Below are 19,456 nucleotides of genomic sequence, written 5' to 3' on the forward strand. Positions count from 1 at the left end.
AGGGTCGCGGTGCCGGACTGCGGTCGGCGGTCTACGCACTGCGGCGGAGCCTGGCGGGCGGTTCACTCCCCGCCGGTGGACGACGCCTCGGCGGAACGGGACCGGGCGGTGGCCGGTTCGGACAGGAGGTCGGAACCGGCGACGGTCCGGGCCGGAGCGGTGGCCGGGTACCTGGATTCCTCGACGAGCTCGGACAGCGCAGAGCGGTCGGGCAGCTCGGCCGTCTCGGGCGCCTGCTGCTGCGGTTCCCTGTGTGGCTCGACGGCCGACTCGATCGGCCAGTGCCGCGCCGGCGCTCGGCGTGCGCGCCGCCGGTCCGCCCGGACGGCCGCGGCGACGGCCCTGACCAGCGGGGCCGAGTCCGCGTACAGGTCGAGTTCCGGGGCGGTCACCCGGCCACGGCCGCTGACCCGCAGCGCCCAGCTGTGCCCGGCCGCCGGGCCGTCGGCGAGACAGACGACGGTGCCGGTGGCGGCGAGCGAGCTCAGCCGCCGGGCCTGTTCCCGGGTGGGGGAGGAGCAGACCACGACCGTGATCGTGGAGGCGAGGCCCTCCTCCATCGTCGTCGGGGAGGGCGTGTCCTCCAGCCGGCGCAGCACGGAGTCGAGTGGCTCCCCCTGGTAGTGCGGGTGGACGCCGTCCGTCACGGTGACCGAGGCTCCGCTGCCCGGCCGGTCCAGCTGCGCGGCCAGTGCCTGGAGCAGCCGGGAGCGAGTGGCGGCATCGCCGTCGACGGTGATCATCCGAGGCCCGGCGGCCAGGTCGAGGTGTACGCACAGGTCGTCCGCCATGCCGACGGCGACCGGCAGTGGCCGCACCCGGGCGCCGGCGCGCGGCGCGGCGTCCGGCAACGACTCCTCGTCGTCCAGGCTCAGGCACCAGGACTGCGCGCTGAGCCCGTCGGCGACCTCCCACGGGGCGGGCGGGTCGGGGAGTCTGCGGCCCGCGATCTGGACGGCGGCCCAGCCGGGCTCCGTCCGCAGGCCGTAGGCGAAGGCTCCGGGCGCATCGCCGAGCGCCGCTCCGGCCGCGTCCAGCAGTCGGCGTACGAGCAGGCCGGACCGCGGATCGCACAGGTGGCGGGAGAGCGCCCGTACCCCGCGGCGGTGGCGCCGGAAGGCGCGCAGCGGCTCGCCGAACGCCCTCCTGGTCAGGGAGAGTTCGCGGGCGACGCCCCGCCGGAACCGCCTCCAGCCGCCCCGCTTGCGCACGACGTGCCGCAGCAGCAGGAACAGCAGCAGGAGTACGGCGACGATGACGATCACGGTCGTCACCACGGACGAGTCGGGCTTGGCCAGCGAGATCAGGTGGCCCTGGGTCGGTATCCGCGTCATGCGGCCACCAGCGCACCCTCGGGATGGCGGCGGCGCAGCTCCCGTATCGCGTGATGGGTGCGGGACTTGACCGTGCCCGGCGGGATGGACAGGGCGTCCGCGGCATCCGGGCCGGTCCAGCCCAGCACGTAAACGTAGAAGAGCACCTCGCGGTGCGGCAGGGACAGGCGGGAGAGGGCGTGCACGAGGAAGCGGCGGTGCACCACCTGGCCGATCGGGTCGACGGGCTCGGCGTGGGACTCCAGCAGTTCCTGGTGGTACTCGGGGCGGACCTGCTCGCGTCGCGTCCAGTCCACCACCAGGTTGTGCGCCACGCGGAACAACCAGGTCCGACAGGGCGACCAGTCCGGCGGCTGGTCCGCGCTGCTCAGCCAGGCGCGCAGCAGGGTCTCCTGGACGAAGTCCTCGGCGCGCTGCCGGTCGCCGCCCATCAGACGGGAGACGTAGCGCAACAGGGGCCCGTGGTGCCGTTCGTATAGCTCACGGAAGGACGCGTCGCTGGTGGGAGCGCTCCCGCCGCGTCTGTGTGAGCTCTCGGCGTCGTGACAGGTGGTGGACGTACTCATGTGGTGCCTCCCCCGGGGCCGGCGTCCGTGTCGTGAGCCGGTCCGTTCGGGCGCCGCGATCGCGGCGAGTGCTGAGCAGAGTGAATACGAGAGTTCAGGTGGCACCGCCGCCACAAGCGGAAGCGGTAACTCCCTTTATGGCGGCGAGTCTATGGATGTTCCTGCGAGCTTCAACCCCCTTTAGGTGAACGTGACGTTTGGCCTACGTATACGACCAGGGCGAATGGGGAGTGTGTCCCATTCGCCCTGGTTCGATCTCAGGTGTTGAGCATCAAGCGGGGATGCCGCCGGCGATCTGGCTGTCCAGGTCGCGCACGGAGCCGGCGATCTGCTGGAACTGCTTGGCGAACTCGGTGATGTTGTTCACCGCCTGGGTCACCGACGTGTTGAAGTTCACGTAGGACTCGCGCAGCTTCGGGCTGGTCTGCGCCAGTACCAGGCCGTCGCCGAGCAGCGCCTCGACCTCCCGCTGGAGATCCGACAGCTGGGGGACCAGCGTGGAGCTGACGGCGTTGTTGAGCTTGGCGGCCGTGGCGTTGACCTGCTCTTCGTCGACGTGAGTCTTGGCCATGGGGGCCTCCTTCTGTGGCGGTGCACCCGGTCGCGACCGGATGTGCACCTGGGTGAGGGAACTGCCGGGCCCGCGGACGCGGGCCCTGGGGACCCTGCGGGCGCCAGGGGGGGGCGCCCGCAGGGAGTCATGGGAGGGGAAGCCGGGGGATGGGAGGTGTGTCCGTCCGCGGGACGGTCACCGCTAGCTCCCCCCGAGCCTCCCGAGCGGGGGTTCGTCGCCGTAGCGGGTGAGCTGGGTGAGGGAATCCTTCAGGTACCAGGTCCCGTTCCGGTTCTTGTACCAGACCTCTTGGATCTCGTTGGTCTCGTCGGCGACGAAGCGTGCGGTCTCCGTCGTGACGACCCTGAGCTCGGAGCCGTCTTGGCGCATGTAGTCCGTCCGGATGGTGCCGTTCGGTTGCTCGATGGCCATCGGCGGGGAGAAGGAGTCGTCGGCCGGGCGGCCTGAGCTGTCGACGAGCGGCTTCTCGACCGTCAGATACGCGGGCGGCCTGCCCACGCCGTTCGCGGCGCTCTCCTCGCCTTCGGGGTCACTGCTTCTGTCCCAGGCCAGAGTCCATTCGCCGTCCGGTGTCTTGCGCCACGTCTGGAGCGCGGCGCCGTTGCCGTCGGTGACGTAGCGCATCGCTTCCCCTGAGCCGGCCTCTTCGGGATGCGCGTCCATGTAGACCTTGGTGACCTTGCCGTCGGAGCCCTGGGTGGTCGTCACGGAGTCGCCCTCACGGGGGAGTGATCGGTAGGTCTCGGTGTACGACAGCCCGTTCTTGTTGGTGATCGTCGTTGTCGTCTCGACCGGGTTGCCGTTCTTGTCGACCTCGATCTCACCGTTGGCGTTCAGCTTGTACTCGATCTTCGTGTGGCCGTTGTCGTCGTCCCGCTCGTAGGTGGTGGGTACGGCGGGCGGTGGGGTCTCCGCCGGGCCGTCCGGGCCGAGTTCGCGGTTCATGTGCAGCGGGTTGGGCTCCCCGCTCTCCGGGGTCCAGGCCGGTTTCTTCGCCAGCTCTTCCTGCTCCGCGACGTAGGCCTTCTGCATGTCCTCGGCCCGCTGCCGCAGCGGTTCCTCGTCCTTGTCGAGCTGTTTCTGCGCCTCTTCGGTCGCGGCCTGGTCCTTCCACAGGTCGTGCTGCTTCTTGTCCAGCTCGTCCCATTCGGGGGTGAAGGCGTCCTGTTCCTTCCGCAGGGAGTCCAGCTCCAGGTTCAGGTCGTTCTGCTCCTTCGCCTGCTTGCCTTCCAGGGCCTTCTGCGCTGCGTCCTGTTCCTCCCAGAGGTCCTGCTGTTTGCGCTGCAGCTCGTCCATCTGCTCGCGGGAAGGCTCCCGCCCCGCGGTGAGCGCCGCCCGTTCCTTGTCCAGGGCCTCTTGCTTCGCCGTGAAGCCCGCCTCCAGTTCCGCGCGCTCGGCCTTCTGCCGCCGCCACAGCTCCTGTTGCCGCTGGGTGAGTTCGTCCTGACGCTGCCGCAAGGGCTCCTGCCGCTTCTGGAGCTCCTCCTGCTGCTTGGTGAGGTCCTCCTGGCGCTTCGCCTGGGCGTCCTGCTCCTTCTGCAGAGCCGCCCGCTTCTTCTCCAACTCCTGGTGCTGTCGCTCCAGGTAGAGCTGCCCGGGTCTGTGCCGCCGCTCCAGGTTCGCGGCCTCGGCCCGTTTGTACATGGCGTCCTGCCGCTGCTTGTACGCGTCGTTCGCCGCCTTGACGTTCTGCCGCTGGTAGGCCGCCGCCATCGATGCGGCGCCGGCCGCCGTCTGCGCGTCGGAGTCGTAGAAGGCCTTCCCGATCTCGTCGAGGAGGTTGCCGAGGTCGGTCATGACCTGCCAGCCCTCGGTGAACGCCTTCTTCCAGGCGGTGGAGAAGTTCGCCAGTTCCTCCGCCGTCTCCTGGCGGGGCCCGATGTCACCGGCTTCGAAACTGTGCTTCACACCCGCGGGGATATCCATTTCATCCCGGAGATGCCAGATCTGGCGGGCGAGGACGTACATCAGATCGTAGTCGATCGATACGCGGGTCACGTAATTCCGTCCTTTCTTCCGGTGTTCGGGCCGAGGAAACAGGGGTGTTCGTGATGCCGAACAAGCGGTGGCATCGTGTCCGACCTGTAGACGCAGAGACGGACCCGAAAGGTTCAAAAGAATTTCGGCCGGAACCTTACTGACCAGCAGGTATGTGGTTTCGGTCACTTCGTTGAACCGCTGATCCCCTTGAATGCGTCACCAGGAAGTCATCCGCATGCAAAGGGCCGACCCTTGCGCCGTGGACAACTTGGAGGACCTTGTGGCCAGCCCTGGCGACTGGAATCAAGTGGGGTACGGCGGAAATCCCGTCGCCGGGAATCCTCGTGTCCTCGACGGCTTCACACGGGATTTTCGTCTGCTTCGGGATCTGGCGGGTGACGTCGACGCCGGCCTCGACAACATGCTGCGCACCGCGTCGGACGGCGGCTTCGAGGGGAAGACGGCGGACGCTCTGCGCACCTACGTGAAGCAGTCGCTGAAGAAGTTCATGGCGAACGCCCACAGCGCCTTCGACCTCGCGGCCTCGGCCACGGCCAGATACGCGGACGCACTGCGGGACGCCCAGGGCCGGGCCGAGAGCGCCGCGGCACGAGGAGGCGCGGTGGCGATCCCGCCGGCCGGCCTGGTGGGGAAGGACGCCCCGCCCCCCGCGGAACTCACCGCCGCGAAGAACGACATCGCGGCCGAGGTCGACTTCATCACCGGCGAGGCCAAGATCCTTGAAGACGCCCTCCGGTCGGCGGCCGACATGGTGTCCTCGCCCATCGCGCCGCCGAAGAAGAGTTTCAAGCAGAGGCTCGTCGAGGGGCTCTGGAAGGCGCTGGAGATCGTCACGATCGTGGTCTCGATCGTGGCGATGATCGTCGGCGGCCCGCTGGGGCTGCTGGCGTTCGGCCTGGGCGCTGTCCTCTTCTTCAAGGCGCTGGTGGACTACCGCCAGGGCAAACTCAACGGCGTCGGCCTCGGCCTTGCCTTTCTCGGCATAGTCTTCCCGTCGACCAAGGGCCTCACCACGGCCGGCGGACTGCTGCGGATGCTCAAGGCCGGCGCCAGTATCGGCGCGAAGGGTGCCGGCAAGGCCCTCTCCGCGGGAGGCCGTCTCGTGATGCAGGGCGGCAGACTCGTGATGGCGCCCCGGACGATGGCCGCCATGACCGGCCAGGGGCTGTGGAAGCTGTTCCAGGCCGGCGGCCGCATGTTCGCCACCGGCATGTCCCGGCTGCCCGGCCTCCTCGCCGGCACGCCCCGGGCCCTCATGGGCGCGATGCGGATGGCCGGCGGCTTCGCCAGGGGCATGATGCGGTCGGCGCGGTTTGCGCTGCGCCGCGACTTCTTCATGGCCACCGCCTTCGTCGGCGGAGGCATGGGCCGACGGCTGGGCGTCTACGCGCTCACCAACGTGGGCCGGGCCTTGGACTTCGCGGTGGCGGCGCTCCTGCCGCTCCGCTACGCCGAACTCACCAAGTACGGCTTCCGGGCTGCCTTCCGCATGGGCATCCTCGAACGCGGCCTGCTCGGGAAGCCCTCGATCGGCGGTGCCCTCGGCAGGACTGCGGGCTCCGTCGGCGACCTGGCCTCCAGGACCGGCCGAGGGCTGAGCGCCCCCGACGCCGCGAGGCCGTTCGGGGAACGCGGCAAGCTGGTCGTGCCCGGCACCTCGGCCTGGGACGACGCGGTCGACGAGCTGACCGAGTTCATGCCCCCGCCGACCGCGCTGCCGCGCTCGACGGGCGCGAGTTCCCTGTCCCGCGTACCCGGGATCCCGTCGGGCCGGTTCGCCAGCGCCGTCGACGACCTCGTGGAGCCGGCCGCCTTCAGGGACCTGGACGCTCTCGGCTTCCGCTTCGGTCCGCTGCTGCGCAACGGCGGCATCGATGTGTCCGACCTGGGCGCCGGTGGACTGCTGCCCCCGCAGTTCCGCAACGCCCTCGACGCCCTGGACGACCTCGACGAGTTGGCCGGGACCGGCACCGCCGTCCGGTCCCCTCTGCTGGAGCAGCCGCAGAGCGCGGTCGCCCGTCTGCGGGACCTGGACACCTTCACGGGCATGGACCGCACCGGGACCGGTCTGCTGAAGCCGATGGACGAGCTGGCGGAGCTGGCGCCCTTCAGCATCGACGGCAAGTTCGGCGGTCTGACCACGGTCCAGGTGCGCAAGATCCTCGACGGTGAGATCGACCTGGTGGGCGTCGTACCGGACGGGGTGATCCTGCGCATCGGCAAGACCGACCCGGTGAACGTCCATGCCGGGCTGAAGGGCGAGGTGACGGTCCGCGTCCTCGACCCCGACGAGCTGGGCACCGGCCCGCTGGCAGGGAAGTTCACCGGAGCGGACGCGTCGGCGGGCCTCGGCTTCAAGCTGGACGAGCTGGCCCGGCTGCTCCCGGACAGGTCGGGCGAGCTGGGCCGCGCACGGGAGTTGCTGGGGCTGGGGCCGGTGAAGACCGACCTCGTCACCAAGCCGGTTCCCGCGCAGCCTGGGTTCCCCCCGCTCACCCTGCGCGAGATCATCACCGGCGGGGCCGTCGGCAAGACCGGCGCCGAGCGCTTCCAGGCCTGGGTCAGGGCACAGAACGCCGCCGTCGACCTCGACACGGCCGGCCAGAAGCTCGCCCAGGTCGCCGACCTGCCCCACGTGTCGCCTCTGCACCGCGCCGAGGCCGAACTGGACCTGAGCGCGGCCGAGTTGAAGTTCAATCACGCGCGGCTTGAGTTCGACCAGCTCGGCATGAACCTGGACACCGTCCGCCAGAACATCACGGTGATGATGGTCCGCCTGGACGGTCCGGGGGCGCACCTGCCCGTCGGCGAACTCCGGCTGCTGGACGACCTGGCACAGCCCACCGGGCGGTGGATCACGATGGAGCCCGGGGAGCAGATCACCTACGTGCTCAGAACGGACGCCGGGATCGTCCCGGACGTGAAGGTGGCGATGGTCGACGGCCACTTCACCGTCACCGGCGCCGACGGCATCGTCACCAGGTACGGCCCGGACGGCGCGCCCCTGCGCGTCGACGTCCCGGTGCGCCCGGAGGCGCCGGCGGGGCCGTCGACGGTCCACGGCGCCGATCCGGTGCAGGTGGACGTGCCGGTCGTGCCGCAGGTCCACTGGCTGGTGCGGCAGGACGTGGACTTCGCGGCGTCCAGTCTCAAGTCCGGTATGAAGACCCACCTGACCGCCGAGGGGCTCGTACCGGTCAAGATCGACGGCACCACCAAACCGTTCCAGGCGGTGACGACGGCCAACGCCAAGGGGTTCAAGGCAGAAAGCCCGTTCACGGCCTTTTCCCCGCCCGGCAGCATCGTCAAGAGTTACGGCAACCAGGAGATCGGACTCGATCTGATCGCCCTCCGGAACGACATCAACGCCGGGGTCGAGAACGTCAGGAACATCGAGATCCTCTCCACCACCAAGGTCCAGGACGAGATTCTCGAACAGATCCGGATCAAGACCGAAGTGCTCGATCTGGAAGTCCCGTCGACGTTCACCCACACGACCGGGAACAAGGAGATCCAGGAGTTCCTGGCCAAGAACGGCGTCGCCAAGCGGGTGGCCGCCAACGTCACCGCCGATATCAAGACCCTGTTGCAGGTGCGCCGGGACAACACCTGGCTGATCAAGGGCGTAATCCCCTCGGACTACCTGAGGGGCCCGTATGCGACGGTCGACTCCCTGAAGCACGTACCGGCCGCACCGAGCACATCACTCACGGCCCCCACGAACGCACTGGAATCGGCGGGCCGCGCCTCCGGATCCGGGCTGCCGCCGGTGGAAGTGCGCAAGCCGGTCCTCAAGTCGGACGACTTCTACATGTCCAACGTCGACCTTGAGGACCTGCGCGGCGTCAAGCTCGTCCGGCAGGACGACCTCCACATGTCCCAGCTGGACCGCAAGGGGCTGCGCAAGTCGTACTTCGATCCGGACGTCGGCATGATCCCTGCCAACCCGGAAGGAAGGACGACCGCGTTCCAGCATGTCGCCGGCGCGGAGAACGCCACCCGGAAGGAGAACAGCCCTTTCACCTCCTTCGCCGAAATCGGCAACCACAAGGTCTACGGCGACATGGAGTTCACCCTCGACGTCTACAAGCTGGGCGTGGACATCAAGGCCGGATGGCTGCCGGACGTGGGGATTCTCCCGGCCAAGGACCTGCAGCGGCTGATCGCCGACCAGATCGAAAGGACCATCGGCAAACGCCTGGACTTCACCTCCTCGCTCACCGGGAACAGCTCCCGGCAGGACGTCCTGAACTTCCTCAAGAGCCACGACGTCAATCCGGCCAAGTCCAACAAGTTCGTCGGGGATGTCCGGGTCCTGCTCAACACCACCCGCGACCAGGAATGGCTGATCAAGGGCATCATTCCCAAGAGCTATCTGGAGGGTCCGTACCCCCGGGCGGCGGTGTCCTCCGGCATGGGTGACGCGGTGTCGGCCGGCCCGCTCCACGGTCTCGACGAGGCCGCCGGCCACCTCCGTCTGTCGGACACGTTCAAGGCGGACCTCGAGGCGAAGCCCGTCTTCGCCGAACTGCGCGGCCCCAAGGGCGTGAACTCCGGCACTCTGCGCATCGGCGAGGTCGGCCCGGCTGGTGAGCGCGTGGCCTTCGACGGCCCGGCGGTCCCGGCCGCTCCCGTCACCGCCGCGACGCCGCCTCCGGCGCCGCTGGCACCGCCGCGGCCTCCCGCCGTTCCGTCCGCTCACCCGGCTCCCCATGCTCCTTCCGCTCCCCCCGTTCCGCTGCTCGGCAAGGGAATCGGGGGAACGGCACCGGTTCCACCGCCCTCCGTGGGCACGCACGGGTTGGGGTCGGGACTGGATGCCGGGACCCCCGTGGTCAGGCACACACCGGGCGGGGACACCTCGCACTGGGTGATCGACGGCAAGGCGACGTTCGGACGCTACAAGATCAGGAACACCGAAGACGGCTCCGTTTCCCTGGTCTCCGCCAGCGATCGCGCGTGGGCGACCCTCGACAACGCCGCCGCCTCACGCCAGGCGTTCGAGGCGGACCAGCTGAAGAGGGCGGCCGAGCAGCTGAAGAAGGCGGATCTGCAGGAGGGCGGGAAGTACCTGAGTTCGGGGTACCGGTCGATCAATCCGCTGCTGGCCGCGTTCGAGGAGGCCGGGTACACGGCGGCACAGGTGCGACATGTGGGTTTCGACTTCTCGGAGCGGGCCGCCGACGTTCTGGAGTACTGGAAGCGGGTGGCCACGGAACGCGGGTACGCGTCGCGGCAGGTGACGGAGTCCTGGGACATGCAGGACCTGCACAGGTGGCATGACAGCATCAAGTCCATCCACCGGGCCTGGGACGACTTCCCGTCCCCGACGATCCCGGGCAACACCGTGGTGCGCGGCGACAGCCAGCAGATCTTCTCGTCGTTCGACGGGATCCTGGATCCGGCCCACTACCCAGGAGGCGGGTACCACGACGTCGGGAGGACCATCTCCTGGCCGGGGATCATGTCCACGACCACGGGGAGCGCCACCACACACAACTTCGTCAACTCCAAGGCCGTGATCTGGAAGTTCGACGTGCCGGAGCAGGGTCATCCGGGCCGGGTGCTGGGCTCGGAGAACCTGGCCGAGGCGGAAGTGACGTTCCCGGTCAACACGCAGATCAAGATCAACCAGGTGCTGGTGCGGGACGGTCACTTCGCGCAGGAACTGACCGGCGAGTTCGGTGACAAGGCCAAGGTGATCGTGTTCGCCGACATCCTTCCCGCCGGTGGCGCGGTCCGCGGGACCGTTGACGAGCTCGCCGGCAGCCTCCGCGCAGGCGACACGTTCACGACGAACGTGCCACGGCTGGACCGCTTCGACGTTCCCGCGCCCCGCAGCGAGACGGTGCTCCTGCGTCCGGAGCAGGTCGCCGGGGCGTCGCACGTGCGGGTGGAGTGGGACAGGGCTCCGCTGGAGGGGGGCGGTTTCACGCTCACCGACGAAGGGGGCGGTGCGCGCCTGGTGTTCGGCGCGGATGAGGCCCTTCAGTTCCGCGACTACCGGGTTCCGGGGACGGACGGCTTCCTGCGGTTCGAGGCCGCACCGGGTCCGGGCACGCTGCCCCGGTGGGTCGGCCCGGACGGGGTGCCGCCGGCCGGTACCGGTGCGGTGGTCGACCCGGTCAGGGGCGCGCTCGGCGTGGTCACTGGTGTGAAGGTGGGGACGCCGGACGGGGCCTGGACCGCCCGGTTCGACCTCGACGGCACGCGACTGTCCGAGGAACTGCGTCTCTCCGGCCACGCCGGCGGCGCGCTGACCGATGCACGGCTGATCACGACGTTCACCCGAGGGCCGGGCGGTGAGATGGTGCCGACCCTCCGGTTGGCCGCGCCGGGGCTGGGTGACGGGGCCTTCTCCGTCGTACGGCTGCCGGGTGGGGACGCGGCCGGGCGGCTGCCGGCCGGGGGCTTCGCGGTGACCGACCTGGCGAACGGTGACCGGTTCGTCTTCGACCGCGCAGGCCGGTTCGTGGACGTCCCCGCGGACGCCCCGCCGATACGGCTGGACGCTGCCGGGACGACCCTGCCGGACCCGAACGTCGGCCCGCTCACGGCCCTCGACGACTTCGGCGGCCCCCTGTCCGAGCGGTTCCCGCTGCACTCCATCCCCGAGCACAACCCCCTGGCCGGCGGCGCGGCCGACCTGCCCAGGATCGAGCTGCCCGGTGCCGACGCGCCGGCCGTCGCCCGCGCGGCGGACATCGCGCCGCCCGCCGACCTGACCCTCATGCGCCTGACCGAGTTCCAGGACGTGCCGTTGTCCGGCGCGGGCGACCTGGCCGGGCTGGAGTTCCGGATCGTCGGCAGTAACGCCGCCGACGGCGTACCCGGTACGTTCCGGCTGGACGTCACGCAGGCCGCCCCGACACCGCACGGGGCGGGACCGCAGCCGCGGTTCACGGTGGAGCGCCTGGACAGCGGCACGTTCCGCGTCACCGACCCGGCCGGCACCACCCGTTGGGAGTTCAGCGCCGGCGGAGACTTCCTCGCCCGTGAGACTGCGCTCGTCGACCACGATCTGGGGCTGCCGTCCGGGCTGTGGTTCAGGAACACGGCCACGACCACGACGGACGGCATCACCTCCAGGATCGTGGGGCTGGTCGGGCCCCGCGAAGTCACCGATTCCTTCCCGCTCACCACCATCGACCGAACGCTTCAGGACCGTCTGCCGGGCGGCTTCACCCTGACCGACAGCGTCACGGGCAGCCGCTTCCACTACGACGCTGACCTCCACCTCGCGTTCCGCGACCTGCCGGCCCATGACGGCTCCGGATTCCTGCGCTACACGGAGGGCGCTTCCGACATCCCGCCCGTCCGGCTGGACGACCTGGGCGGCCCCTCGGGCCTGGACGACCTCGCCCAGATCTTCGAGCGCACCCTGGACGAGGCATCGGGAGGAGTGCGTCCGATGCCAGACGTCACCGACCTGTCCCTCGGTGCCGCTCCGCACCTGCCCGGCCTGGACGATGCCGCCACCCTGCGACTGTCCGACGCCCTCGGCGAGCACGGCGACCAGTGGCTCACCCGACTGAGCCCGGGCGACGCGCCCGACCTCGACCTCCGCGCGGCCTGGCGAGCACTGGACGAGCACTGGACCGGGCTCCTGGAACGGACGCCCGGGATACGGCTGACCGGCGCGGACGACCTTGCCGACCTCGAAATACGGGTGCTGCGTGTACCGTCCACCGACACGGCACCGGGCTCGTTCCGCCTCGAACTCCTCGACCGTGCCCCGGCGGCGGACGGAACGGCCCGCGGCGCGGACTTCACGGTCGAACGGATCCCGGACGGCGGGTTCGCCATCACCGACCCGACCGGCAACACCACGTGGACGTTCGCCCAGGACGGCTCCTTCCTGGGCCGTGAGGCCGTGCTCACCGGGGAGGGACTCCCCTCCGGCCTGCGGGTCTCGGCGACCCACCACCAGGCGGGCGGGTTCACGCAGGTCGATCTGCTCGGTCCCGACAGTGCCGTCAGATCGCTGCAGGTCACCGCGCCGGAGGGCGCGCTCGCCGGGCGGCTGCCCGGTGGCTTCACCCTCACCGACACCGTCACCGGCAGCCGCTTCCACTTCGACCGGACCGGAGCCCTCGTCTTCCGCGACCTGCCGGCCCGTGACGGCTCGGGCTTCCTGCGGTTCACGGAGGGCGCGCACGGCGCGCAGCCGACCCGGCTGGTGGACCCGCTGTCCGAGCGCTTCCCGCTCAGTTCCATCCCGGAGGAAGACGTCCTCGACGAGGGCCTCACCGACATCTCCCAGCTCTTCGACCGCACCCTCGACGAGGCGTCGGCCATACGGGCCGACCTGCCCGGGGACGCGGCAGCGGTGGACCTGTCGTCCATCTCCGGAGCCATGGAGTTCCTGCATGTCGCACCCGATTCCCAGGCCATCCAGAACCTGGACCTCCTGCGCGTTCAGCAGCTCGCGGGCGACGCCACCGACTCGCTGAACAGCTTCCCCGGGCTGCGGCCCGAACTCCTCCACGACCAGCTCCGCCAGATGACCGCACAGGCCCACGAGGGCATCCGGCAGGGCGCCGCCACCGTCATGCGGGAGTACCAGAACCTCCCCCTGGCCACACGCCTGGAGGACCTCCAGGGCGGCGGCAGCCGCGTCTTCGGCGACTTCACCGTCACGCCGACCCCGCACGGCGGCCCCGGCGGCAGCCGCTTCACCGTGACGCACACGCCGACGGACCTGACCACCGGCTTCGGCCCCAACCGTGAGCTGCTCTACCGGGAGGTGTTCGTCAGGGGTGGCCCGGCCGACCTCGACGGGACCAAGCTCGGGCTCACCGGCCGCGCCGCCGAGGGCGGTTGGACCCCCGACTCCTTCCAGTTCGTGGGCACGCAGGCGGCCGACGACGCGTTCACCGTCACGCGTCTCGACCCGAACCTCCCGACCGAGGTGCGCGGCGGCTTCACCCTCACCGACGCCGCCGGCACGACGAAGTGGCACTACGGCCCCGAGGGCACACTCGCCCTGAGGGACGTCCAACTCGCCGGAGACCGGGGCGTGTTCCGGTTCGAGGCGGGCACTCCGGACGGGACGCCACGGGTCCTCGACGCGTCGGGCAACGCGTCCCTGACCCTGCGCGCGGAGCGGCTCGACGACGGCCGGATCGCCCTGATCCACACGGCGCCGGGCACCCCACCGCTGGAGCGGACCGTCTTCGACGCGAGCGGCGGCAAGCTGCTGGAGGAGACCTTCGCCATCCGCGGCAGCGGCGGCAAACCCACCGGCTCGTACTGGACCATCGACCACATGACCGGCAAGGGCGTCCGCGTCAACGGCGACAACACCCCCTTCACCGGCCGCTTCGACACCGCCACGCTGGAGACGTCCCCCACCGGGCAGTTCAAGCTGACCGGCAAGGAGCCCGGCAAGGTCACCCTGTTCGAGCGCGAGGTGCTGAAGAACGGCAACACCCTGCACATCGCCCGGGACCGCTTCGGCCACGCCCGCTGGACCGAGTTCGACGACGCGGGCAACCGGGTCCGGTCCGGCGAGCGCATCGGGGACCCGGACCAGCGGACCTACCACGACGTGCCGGACGGTTCCTGGCGCCTGCTCAACACCTCCGACGTGCGCACCTACCACAAGGCCCTCGACGGCGGCCTCGTGCGCGCCGAGAAGGGCGCCGACGGCCACTGGACCTGGCAGCGCTTCGACAAGGACGGCGTGGAGGCGCTCTCCGGCACCCGGCACTGGAGCGCGAACCACGTCGCCTTCAAGGACACCTTCGTCGACCCCGCCACGGGACTGGAGACGGTGGCCCAACGGCGCGGCCAGACCTGGCCGTTCGGCGGACTGCACGGCTCCCGGATGTACCAGGAGCACTCCCTGCTGCCCGGTCATGCCCCGGCCGGAACACGGATCGACCCCGACACGTATACCGGTCTGGGACCGGCGAACGCGCAGATCGAGAGCCTGGAGACGCTGGCGGACGGCGGCAGCCTGCTCGTCAAGCGGTTCGCCGACATGCGCCCGCCCGCCTTCATGTGGAAGGGCGCGGCGGGCCGCAACCCGTTCGACAACTTCTTCGGCGACCTGTTCGCGGGCGACTCCCTGAACCGCGTGAGCCACTGGACCCAGACCGCCGCGGACGGCACCACGGTCACCGGCGTCCGGCTCAACCCGTCGGGCGCCAACTGGGTCGACGTCGACCAGTTCGGCCGTGTCGTCCGGGAGAGCCGCAAGCTGGACGACGGAAGCGTCATCGAGATCGGGCGCAGCGCCGAGGACGCCACGCGCTGGGCGCCGCTTCCTGAGTACCGCGAGGGCGCCCCGTACGAGCTGCACTGGCGGAACACGACGACCGGCGAGACCGGCACGCGGCACGCCGACGGCCTCGGACAGTGGCGGGACGTCTTCACCGACAGTGAGGGTGTCGAACGCGTCCGGCTGCGCAGCGAGGGCGCCGGGACACGCGAGTACCTCTTCGACGCACCGACGCCACACGACCTCGCCGGCAACGACCGCGCGGGCGTCTGGGTCGACAGGAACTCGCTGCTGCACATCACCGGCCGGCGGGACCTGGTGGGCGACGTGTTCGTCGAGTCGTCCGGCAGCCCCTACCGCACCGACTGGACATGGAAGACGTACGACTCCGCCCACCCGGCCACCGTGCTCGACGAGGGCATCCGCAAGCAGAACCGCGGCTCGCTCTACTCACGCACCTGGGACGACTCCTTCGTCGACCTCGACCGGCTCGGCAACGTGGTGCGCGAGCGCAACGCCACCGACGCCGGCACCTCCTGGGTCGACGCGGTCCGGCAGCCCGACGGCACCTACAAGTGGACGAAGACCGCCGCCGACGGCACGGTCCACTCCGAGGGCGTACGGGTGTACGACGATGTGGCGAAGGGCCGCTGGCGGGACCTCATCGACGACCAGGTGGTCCGCAGCAGGGACGGCGGACGGGTTCGCGAGTACGCGTACGGGATCGAGACCACGCAGCCTCCAGCGGCGCCCGCGGCCGACCTCCCGCGCGGGACAACGCTGCGCGATCTGCTCGACCAGTCCGCACGCCACTTCGAGCCGCCCCGCACGGTCCGCGTGGACCGGGAGGCATGGAAGGAGTACGACCTCGGCAAGGTCTTCCGCGAGCGCGTCAAGGTGGAGGGCGACCCCGTCCGCTACCGCGAGGTCGACAAGCAGTGGGGCCAGTGGCGGGAGTACCAGAACGGCCACCTGGTCGAGCAGCGTGTCTTCGACGGACGGGTCTACAGGACCGACCCCTTCGGCCGGCTGAGCATGTCGGGCCCGGCCGTCGTCCCCCACTACCTCGGCGGGGTCCTGCCCAAGGTCGGCGGCGAGGTCGGCCTGCCCGGCGACCGCGCCTGGCAGCTCATCGGCCGGGAGGCCGACTACCGCGGCGCCGACATCGAGGCCCTGGGCTATCTGCGCGAGGTCCAGGACCCGTGGCACGCTCTGTTCCAGGGCGTCAGGAACGGCGAGTCCGTCGAGATGCCCATGTGGCAGCGCGAGCTTCGCAGCTTCCTGACCTCGTTCAGCACCGGGTTCGTCACCGACTTCACCGCGGGCCTGCTGATCACCGAGCTCACCAACAACGGCAATCTCAAGCCGGAGGACGTCTTCAAGGCGCTGCTGTCCGGAGCGGTCGGCGGCACCTTCGGCGGAGGGCTCAACGTCCTGTACAACCACACCCGGCTCGGGTACCTCAAGACCACCATGGGCCAACTCGACTGGGCCGCGCACCCCAAGCAGTCGATGGCCGGGCTCACCGACGACTGGGCCACCGACTGGACCGCCTTCGAGAAGCCCACCCGCTGGCGCACCGCCACCTACGCCAACACCGTGGGCCTCGCCACCGGCGCGCTCAGCGGCTTCGTCAGCACCGCCATCAGCTCGGCGGTGTTCGGGGTCAACGGCAACGAGATCCAGGGCGTCGACGCGCTGCGGGCGGGCATGTGGGGCGCCGCGGGCTCGCTGTTCGGCGGGGTGAGCACCGGCCTGGCGCGCAACGCCTGGCACCTGGCCACGGGCTCCCGGGTCTTCCACAAGGGCGGCCTCGGCGAGCTGGGGATGAACTGGGTGGAGTCCGCGCTGTCCAAGTACATCGCTTTCCAGATCGCCCAGGCGGACAGCCTGAACGGGAACCACCTGCCGTCCCCCGGCCGGGCGTTCCCGAAGCCGGCCACCACCCCCGCGGCGCCACCGCCCCCACCGGCCCCGCAGCCCCCGGCCGACCAACCCGAAGCACCCGTCCAGGGATTGGAGCTCCCGTGACCACCACCGCCATCCCTGCCGTGCACCGGGTCGCCCCCAAGGGCCGCGGCGCCCACCGCAGCATCACCGCCGCCGTACGCGCCGCGGTCGACGGCGACGAGATCCGCATCGCCCCCGGCGACTACGTCGAGGTGCTGGTCCTGGACCGCGCGGTGAGCCTGCTGCCGGACGAAGGGCCGGACCACGCCGTACGGCTGCTGGCGGCGGACCCTGGCCGACCCGTCCTGGAGATCACCGCACCGCACGTCCGCGTCGACGGAATCGCGCTGACCGGCCAGGATCCGGTCCTGCCCGCAGTTCTGGTGGCGGCCGGCGGCCTGGAGCTGGACGGCTGTGAGATCTCCGGCGGCCGCATCGAGGCCGGCGGCGACGCCTCGCTGGCGCTGCGCGACTGCCGGGTCTTCGGTGCCGCCCTGGCCGGGGTGCACGCGAACACCACCGGCCGGACCGAGCTGATCGACACCCTGGTCGAGGACGTCGACGGCACCGGAGTCGTCCTGGGCTCCGCCACGACGGCGGACCTCCTCGGGCTGACGGTCCGGGAGGTCACCGGATCCGGGGTCCGCGTACGGGGCCGGGCCGCGGCCGTGCTCCGCGACTGCCGGATCACCGGCCCCGGCCGCAGCGGGCTGCTGATCGAGGACGACGCGTCCGTGGCCGTGCTGGACTGCCGGCTGGAGGAGACCGGCGCGGAAGGCATACGGGTGCTGGGAAGTTCCCGCCGTCCCGAGGGGAGTCCGGGGCGTCCCGAGGCCGCCGAGGGTGGTGTGGTCCTCGCCGACTGCCAGGTGCTGCGTACCGGCACGGACGGGGTCGCCGTCTCCGGCGCCGGGGACGTCCTCCTCCTGACCACCGGGATACGGGGCGGCTCCGGGGCCGGCGTGAGCGCCGACGACGACAGCACGGCCGTACTGGTCGACTGCCGGGTGGACCGGCCGCACGGCTCGTGCCTGGTGGCCCGGGGCACCGCCCGGCTGTCCGCGGAGGGCACCTCGGTGCACGGCAGCCGGGCCAACGGGCTGCTGGCGGGCGGCCGTTCGCAGGTGACCCTGGCGTCGAGCGACGTGACGGACTGCGGTTTCAGCGCCGTCCACGCCTGCGACGACTCCCGGCTGTCGTTGACCGACTGCCGGATCGGCTCCACCCCGGAACACGGCGTCCGGGCCACCGACCGGGCCGAGCTCACCGTCGAAGGCGTGCGCATCAGCGACTGCGGACTCTCAGGCCTCCAGATCGACTCGGCGGCGGCCGCGCGGGTCCGCGGACTGTCCGTGCTGCGCGGCCGCGCCGGGATCAACGCCGAGTCCACCGGCACGGTCGTCCTGGAGGAATGCGATGTCACGCAGGCCGAACGCGCCGGCATCACCTGCGGCACCGGCACCACGGCCGTGCTGCGGGACTGCCGGATCAGCGGCACGGGCACCGCGGGCCTCGTGATCGGCGAGCGCGCGACCCCCAGCATCGAGGACTGCACCGTGCGCGACGCGACCGGCTCCGGACTGGTCCTCGGCCCCGCGGCCGAACCACGCGTCAAGGCCGTCACCGTGGCCCGCACCGGCAAGAACAGCCTGTTCGTCGGGGAGAAGGCGCGCGGCACCTTCGAGGAGTGCGTCTTCGCCGGTGCCGGCCGCGATGGCGAGGCGTTCCCGGCCGTCCATATGGCGGCCGGCAGCGCGCCCGTGCTGCGCGCCTGTGTGGTGCGGGACGCGGAGGAGGACGTCGCAGCGGAGAAGGGAGCCCGTCCGGTGTTCGACGGCTGCGTCTCACGCAATGTGACCAACCCCGCCCTGCCCACCGGCCGCGCCGAAGCGCTCGCGTCCGCCGAGGGCGGCGACACGGCCCCGGCGACCCAGGCGCGGGAGACCGAAGCCCCCTCCGAGGACACCCTGGAGGACCTGCTGGCCGAACTTGACGGACTGGCCGGTCTGGACAGGGTCAAGAACGACGTCTCCTCGCTGGTGAAACTGATGCAGACCGTGCGCCGCCGCGAGGAGATGGGCCTGTCCGCACCCCCGCTCAGCCGCCACCTGGTCTTCACCGGCAACCCCGGCACCGGCAAGACCACCGTCGCCCGCCTCTACGGCCGTATCCTCGCCGCCGTCGGCCTCCTCGACCGCGGGCATCTGGTCGAAGCCGACCGCTCCGCCCTGGTCGGCGAGTATGTCGGCCACACCGGCCCGAAGACCACGCGCGTCTTCGAACAGGCCCGGGGCGGCGTCCTCTTCATCGACGAGGCATACACACTCACCCAGTACGCCGGCACCAACGACTTCGGCCAGGAGGCCATCGCCACCCTGCTGAAGCTGATGGAGGACCATCGCGACGACGTCGTCGTGATCGTGGCCGGATACCCCCGGGAGATGGAGACGTTCGTGCGCTCCAACCCCGGTCTGGCCTCTCGCTTCAACCGCACGCTGCTCTTCGAGGACTACGGCTCCGCCGAACTGGTCAGCATCGTGGAGCACCAGGCGGCCCAGCACCAGTACGAGCTCACGCCGACCGCCCGCGAGGCCCTGACCGCCCACTTCGACACGCTGCCCCGGGAGCGCGGATTCGGCAACGGCCGCGCCGCCCGCCAGCTGTTCCAGGCGATGACGGAGCGTCAGGCCTACCGCGTCGCCGAGCTGTCCGACATCTCGGAGTCGGACCTGATGACCCTCACACCGGACGACCTCCCGTAGTCGACCGGCCCTGTCCTGCACCATCTCCACCAGCCCCTCTGCCG

The 19,456-nt window shown here is 70.7% G+C and carries 6 protein-coding genes; 2 read left to right on the forward strand and 4 right to left on the reverse strand.

Going from position 1 to position 19,456, the window contains the following annotated elements; all coding sequences use genetic code 11:
* Positions 1-62 precede the first annotated feature (62 nt).
* The 4 genes from EJ357_RS42930 to EJ357_RS42945 form a co-directional block, all read right to left on the reverse strand.
* Positions 63-1,334 carry a hypothetical protein gene (locus EJ357_RS42930; RefSeq protein ID WP_126397555.1) on the reverse strand — a complete coding sequence of 424 codons (1,272 nt, stop codon included), beginning with the start codon at positions 1,332-1,334 and terminating at the stop codon, positions 63-65.
* On the reverse strand, positions 1,331-1,900 hold the full coding sequence (locus tag EJ357_RS42935) for a sigma-70 family RNA polymerase sigma factor (protein ID WP_126397557.1): 570 nt from the start codon (positions 1,898-1,900) through the stop codon (positions 1,331-1,333). Before EJ357_RS42935 ends, EJ357_RS42930 begins: the two co-directional genes overlap by 4 nt.
* A gap of 271 nt (positions 1,901-2,171) precedes the next feature.
* A complete protein-coding gene (locus EJ357_RS42940; RefSeq protein ID WP_175647733.1) occupies positions 2,172-2,471 on the reverse strand; it encodes a hypothetical protein in 300 nt (99 codons plus the stop codon).
* Positions 2,472-2,654: 183 nt separating this feature from the next.
* A complete protein-coding gene (locus tag EJ357_RS42945; protein WP_126397559.1) occupies positions 2,655-4,472 on the reverse strand; it encodes a coiled-coil domain-containing protein in 1,818 nt (605 codons plus the stop codon).
* Positions 4,473-4,713: 241 nt separating this feature from the next.
* On the opposite strand from EJ357_RS42945, the gene EJ357_RS42950 reads away from it, so the two are divergent.
* On the forward strand, positions 4,714-16,731 hold the full coding sequence (locus EJ357_RS42950; protein WP_126397561.1) for an RHS repeat domain-containing protein: 12,018 nt from the start codon (positions 4,714-4,716) through the stop codon (positions 16,729-16,731).
* Positions 16,728-19,412 (forward strand): right-handed parallel beta-helix repeat-containing protein, encoded by a 2,685-nt coding sequence (locus EJ357_RS49840; protein WP_126397563.1) that lies wholly within the window; start codon positions 16,728-16,730, stop codon positions 19,410-19,412. Before EJ357_RS42950 ends, EJ357_RS49840 begins: the two co-directional genes overlap by 4 nt.
* Positions 19,413-19,456: the final 44 nt, after the last annotated feature.

It is taken from the genome of Streptomyces cyaneochromogenes (assembly GCF_003963535.1).
GTDB lineage: Bacteria > Actinomycetota > Actinomycetes > Streptomycetales > Streptomycetaceae > Streptomyces > Streptomyces shaanxiensis.

Bases quoted from the DNA above. Each gene is read 5' to 3' on its own strand.
- EJ357_RS42930 (WP_126397555.1), bottom strand. From the start codon at position 1,334: ATGACGCGGATACCGACCCAGGGCCACCTGATCTCGCTGGCCAAGCCC.
- EJ357_RS42935 (WP_126397557.1), bottom strand. From the start codon at position 1,900: ATGAGTACGTCCACCACCTGTCACGACGCCGAGAGCTCACACAGACGC.
- EJ357_RS42940 (WP_175647733.1), bottom strand. From the start codon at position 2,471: ATGGCCAAGACTCACGTCGACGAAGAGCAGGTCAACGCCACGGCCGCC.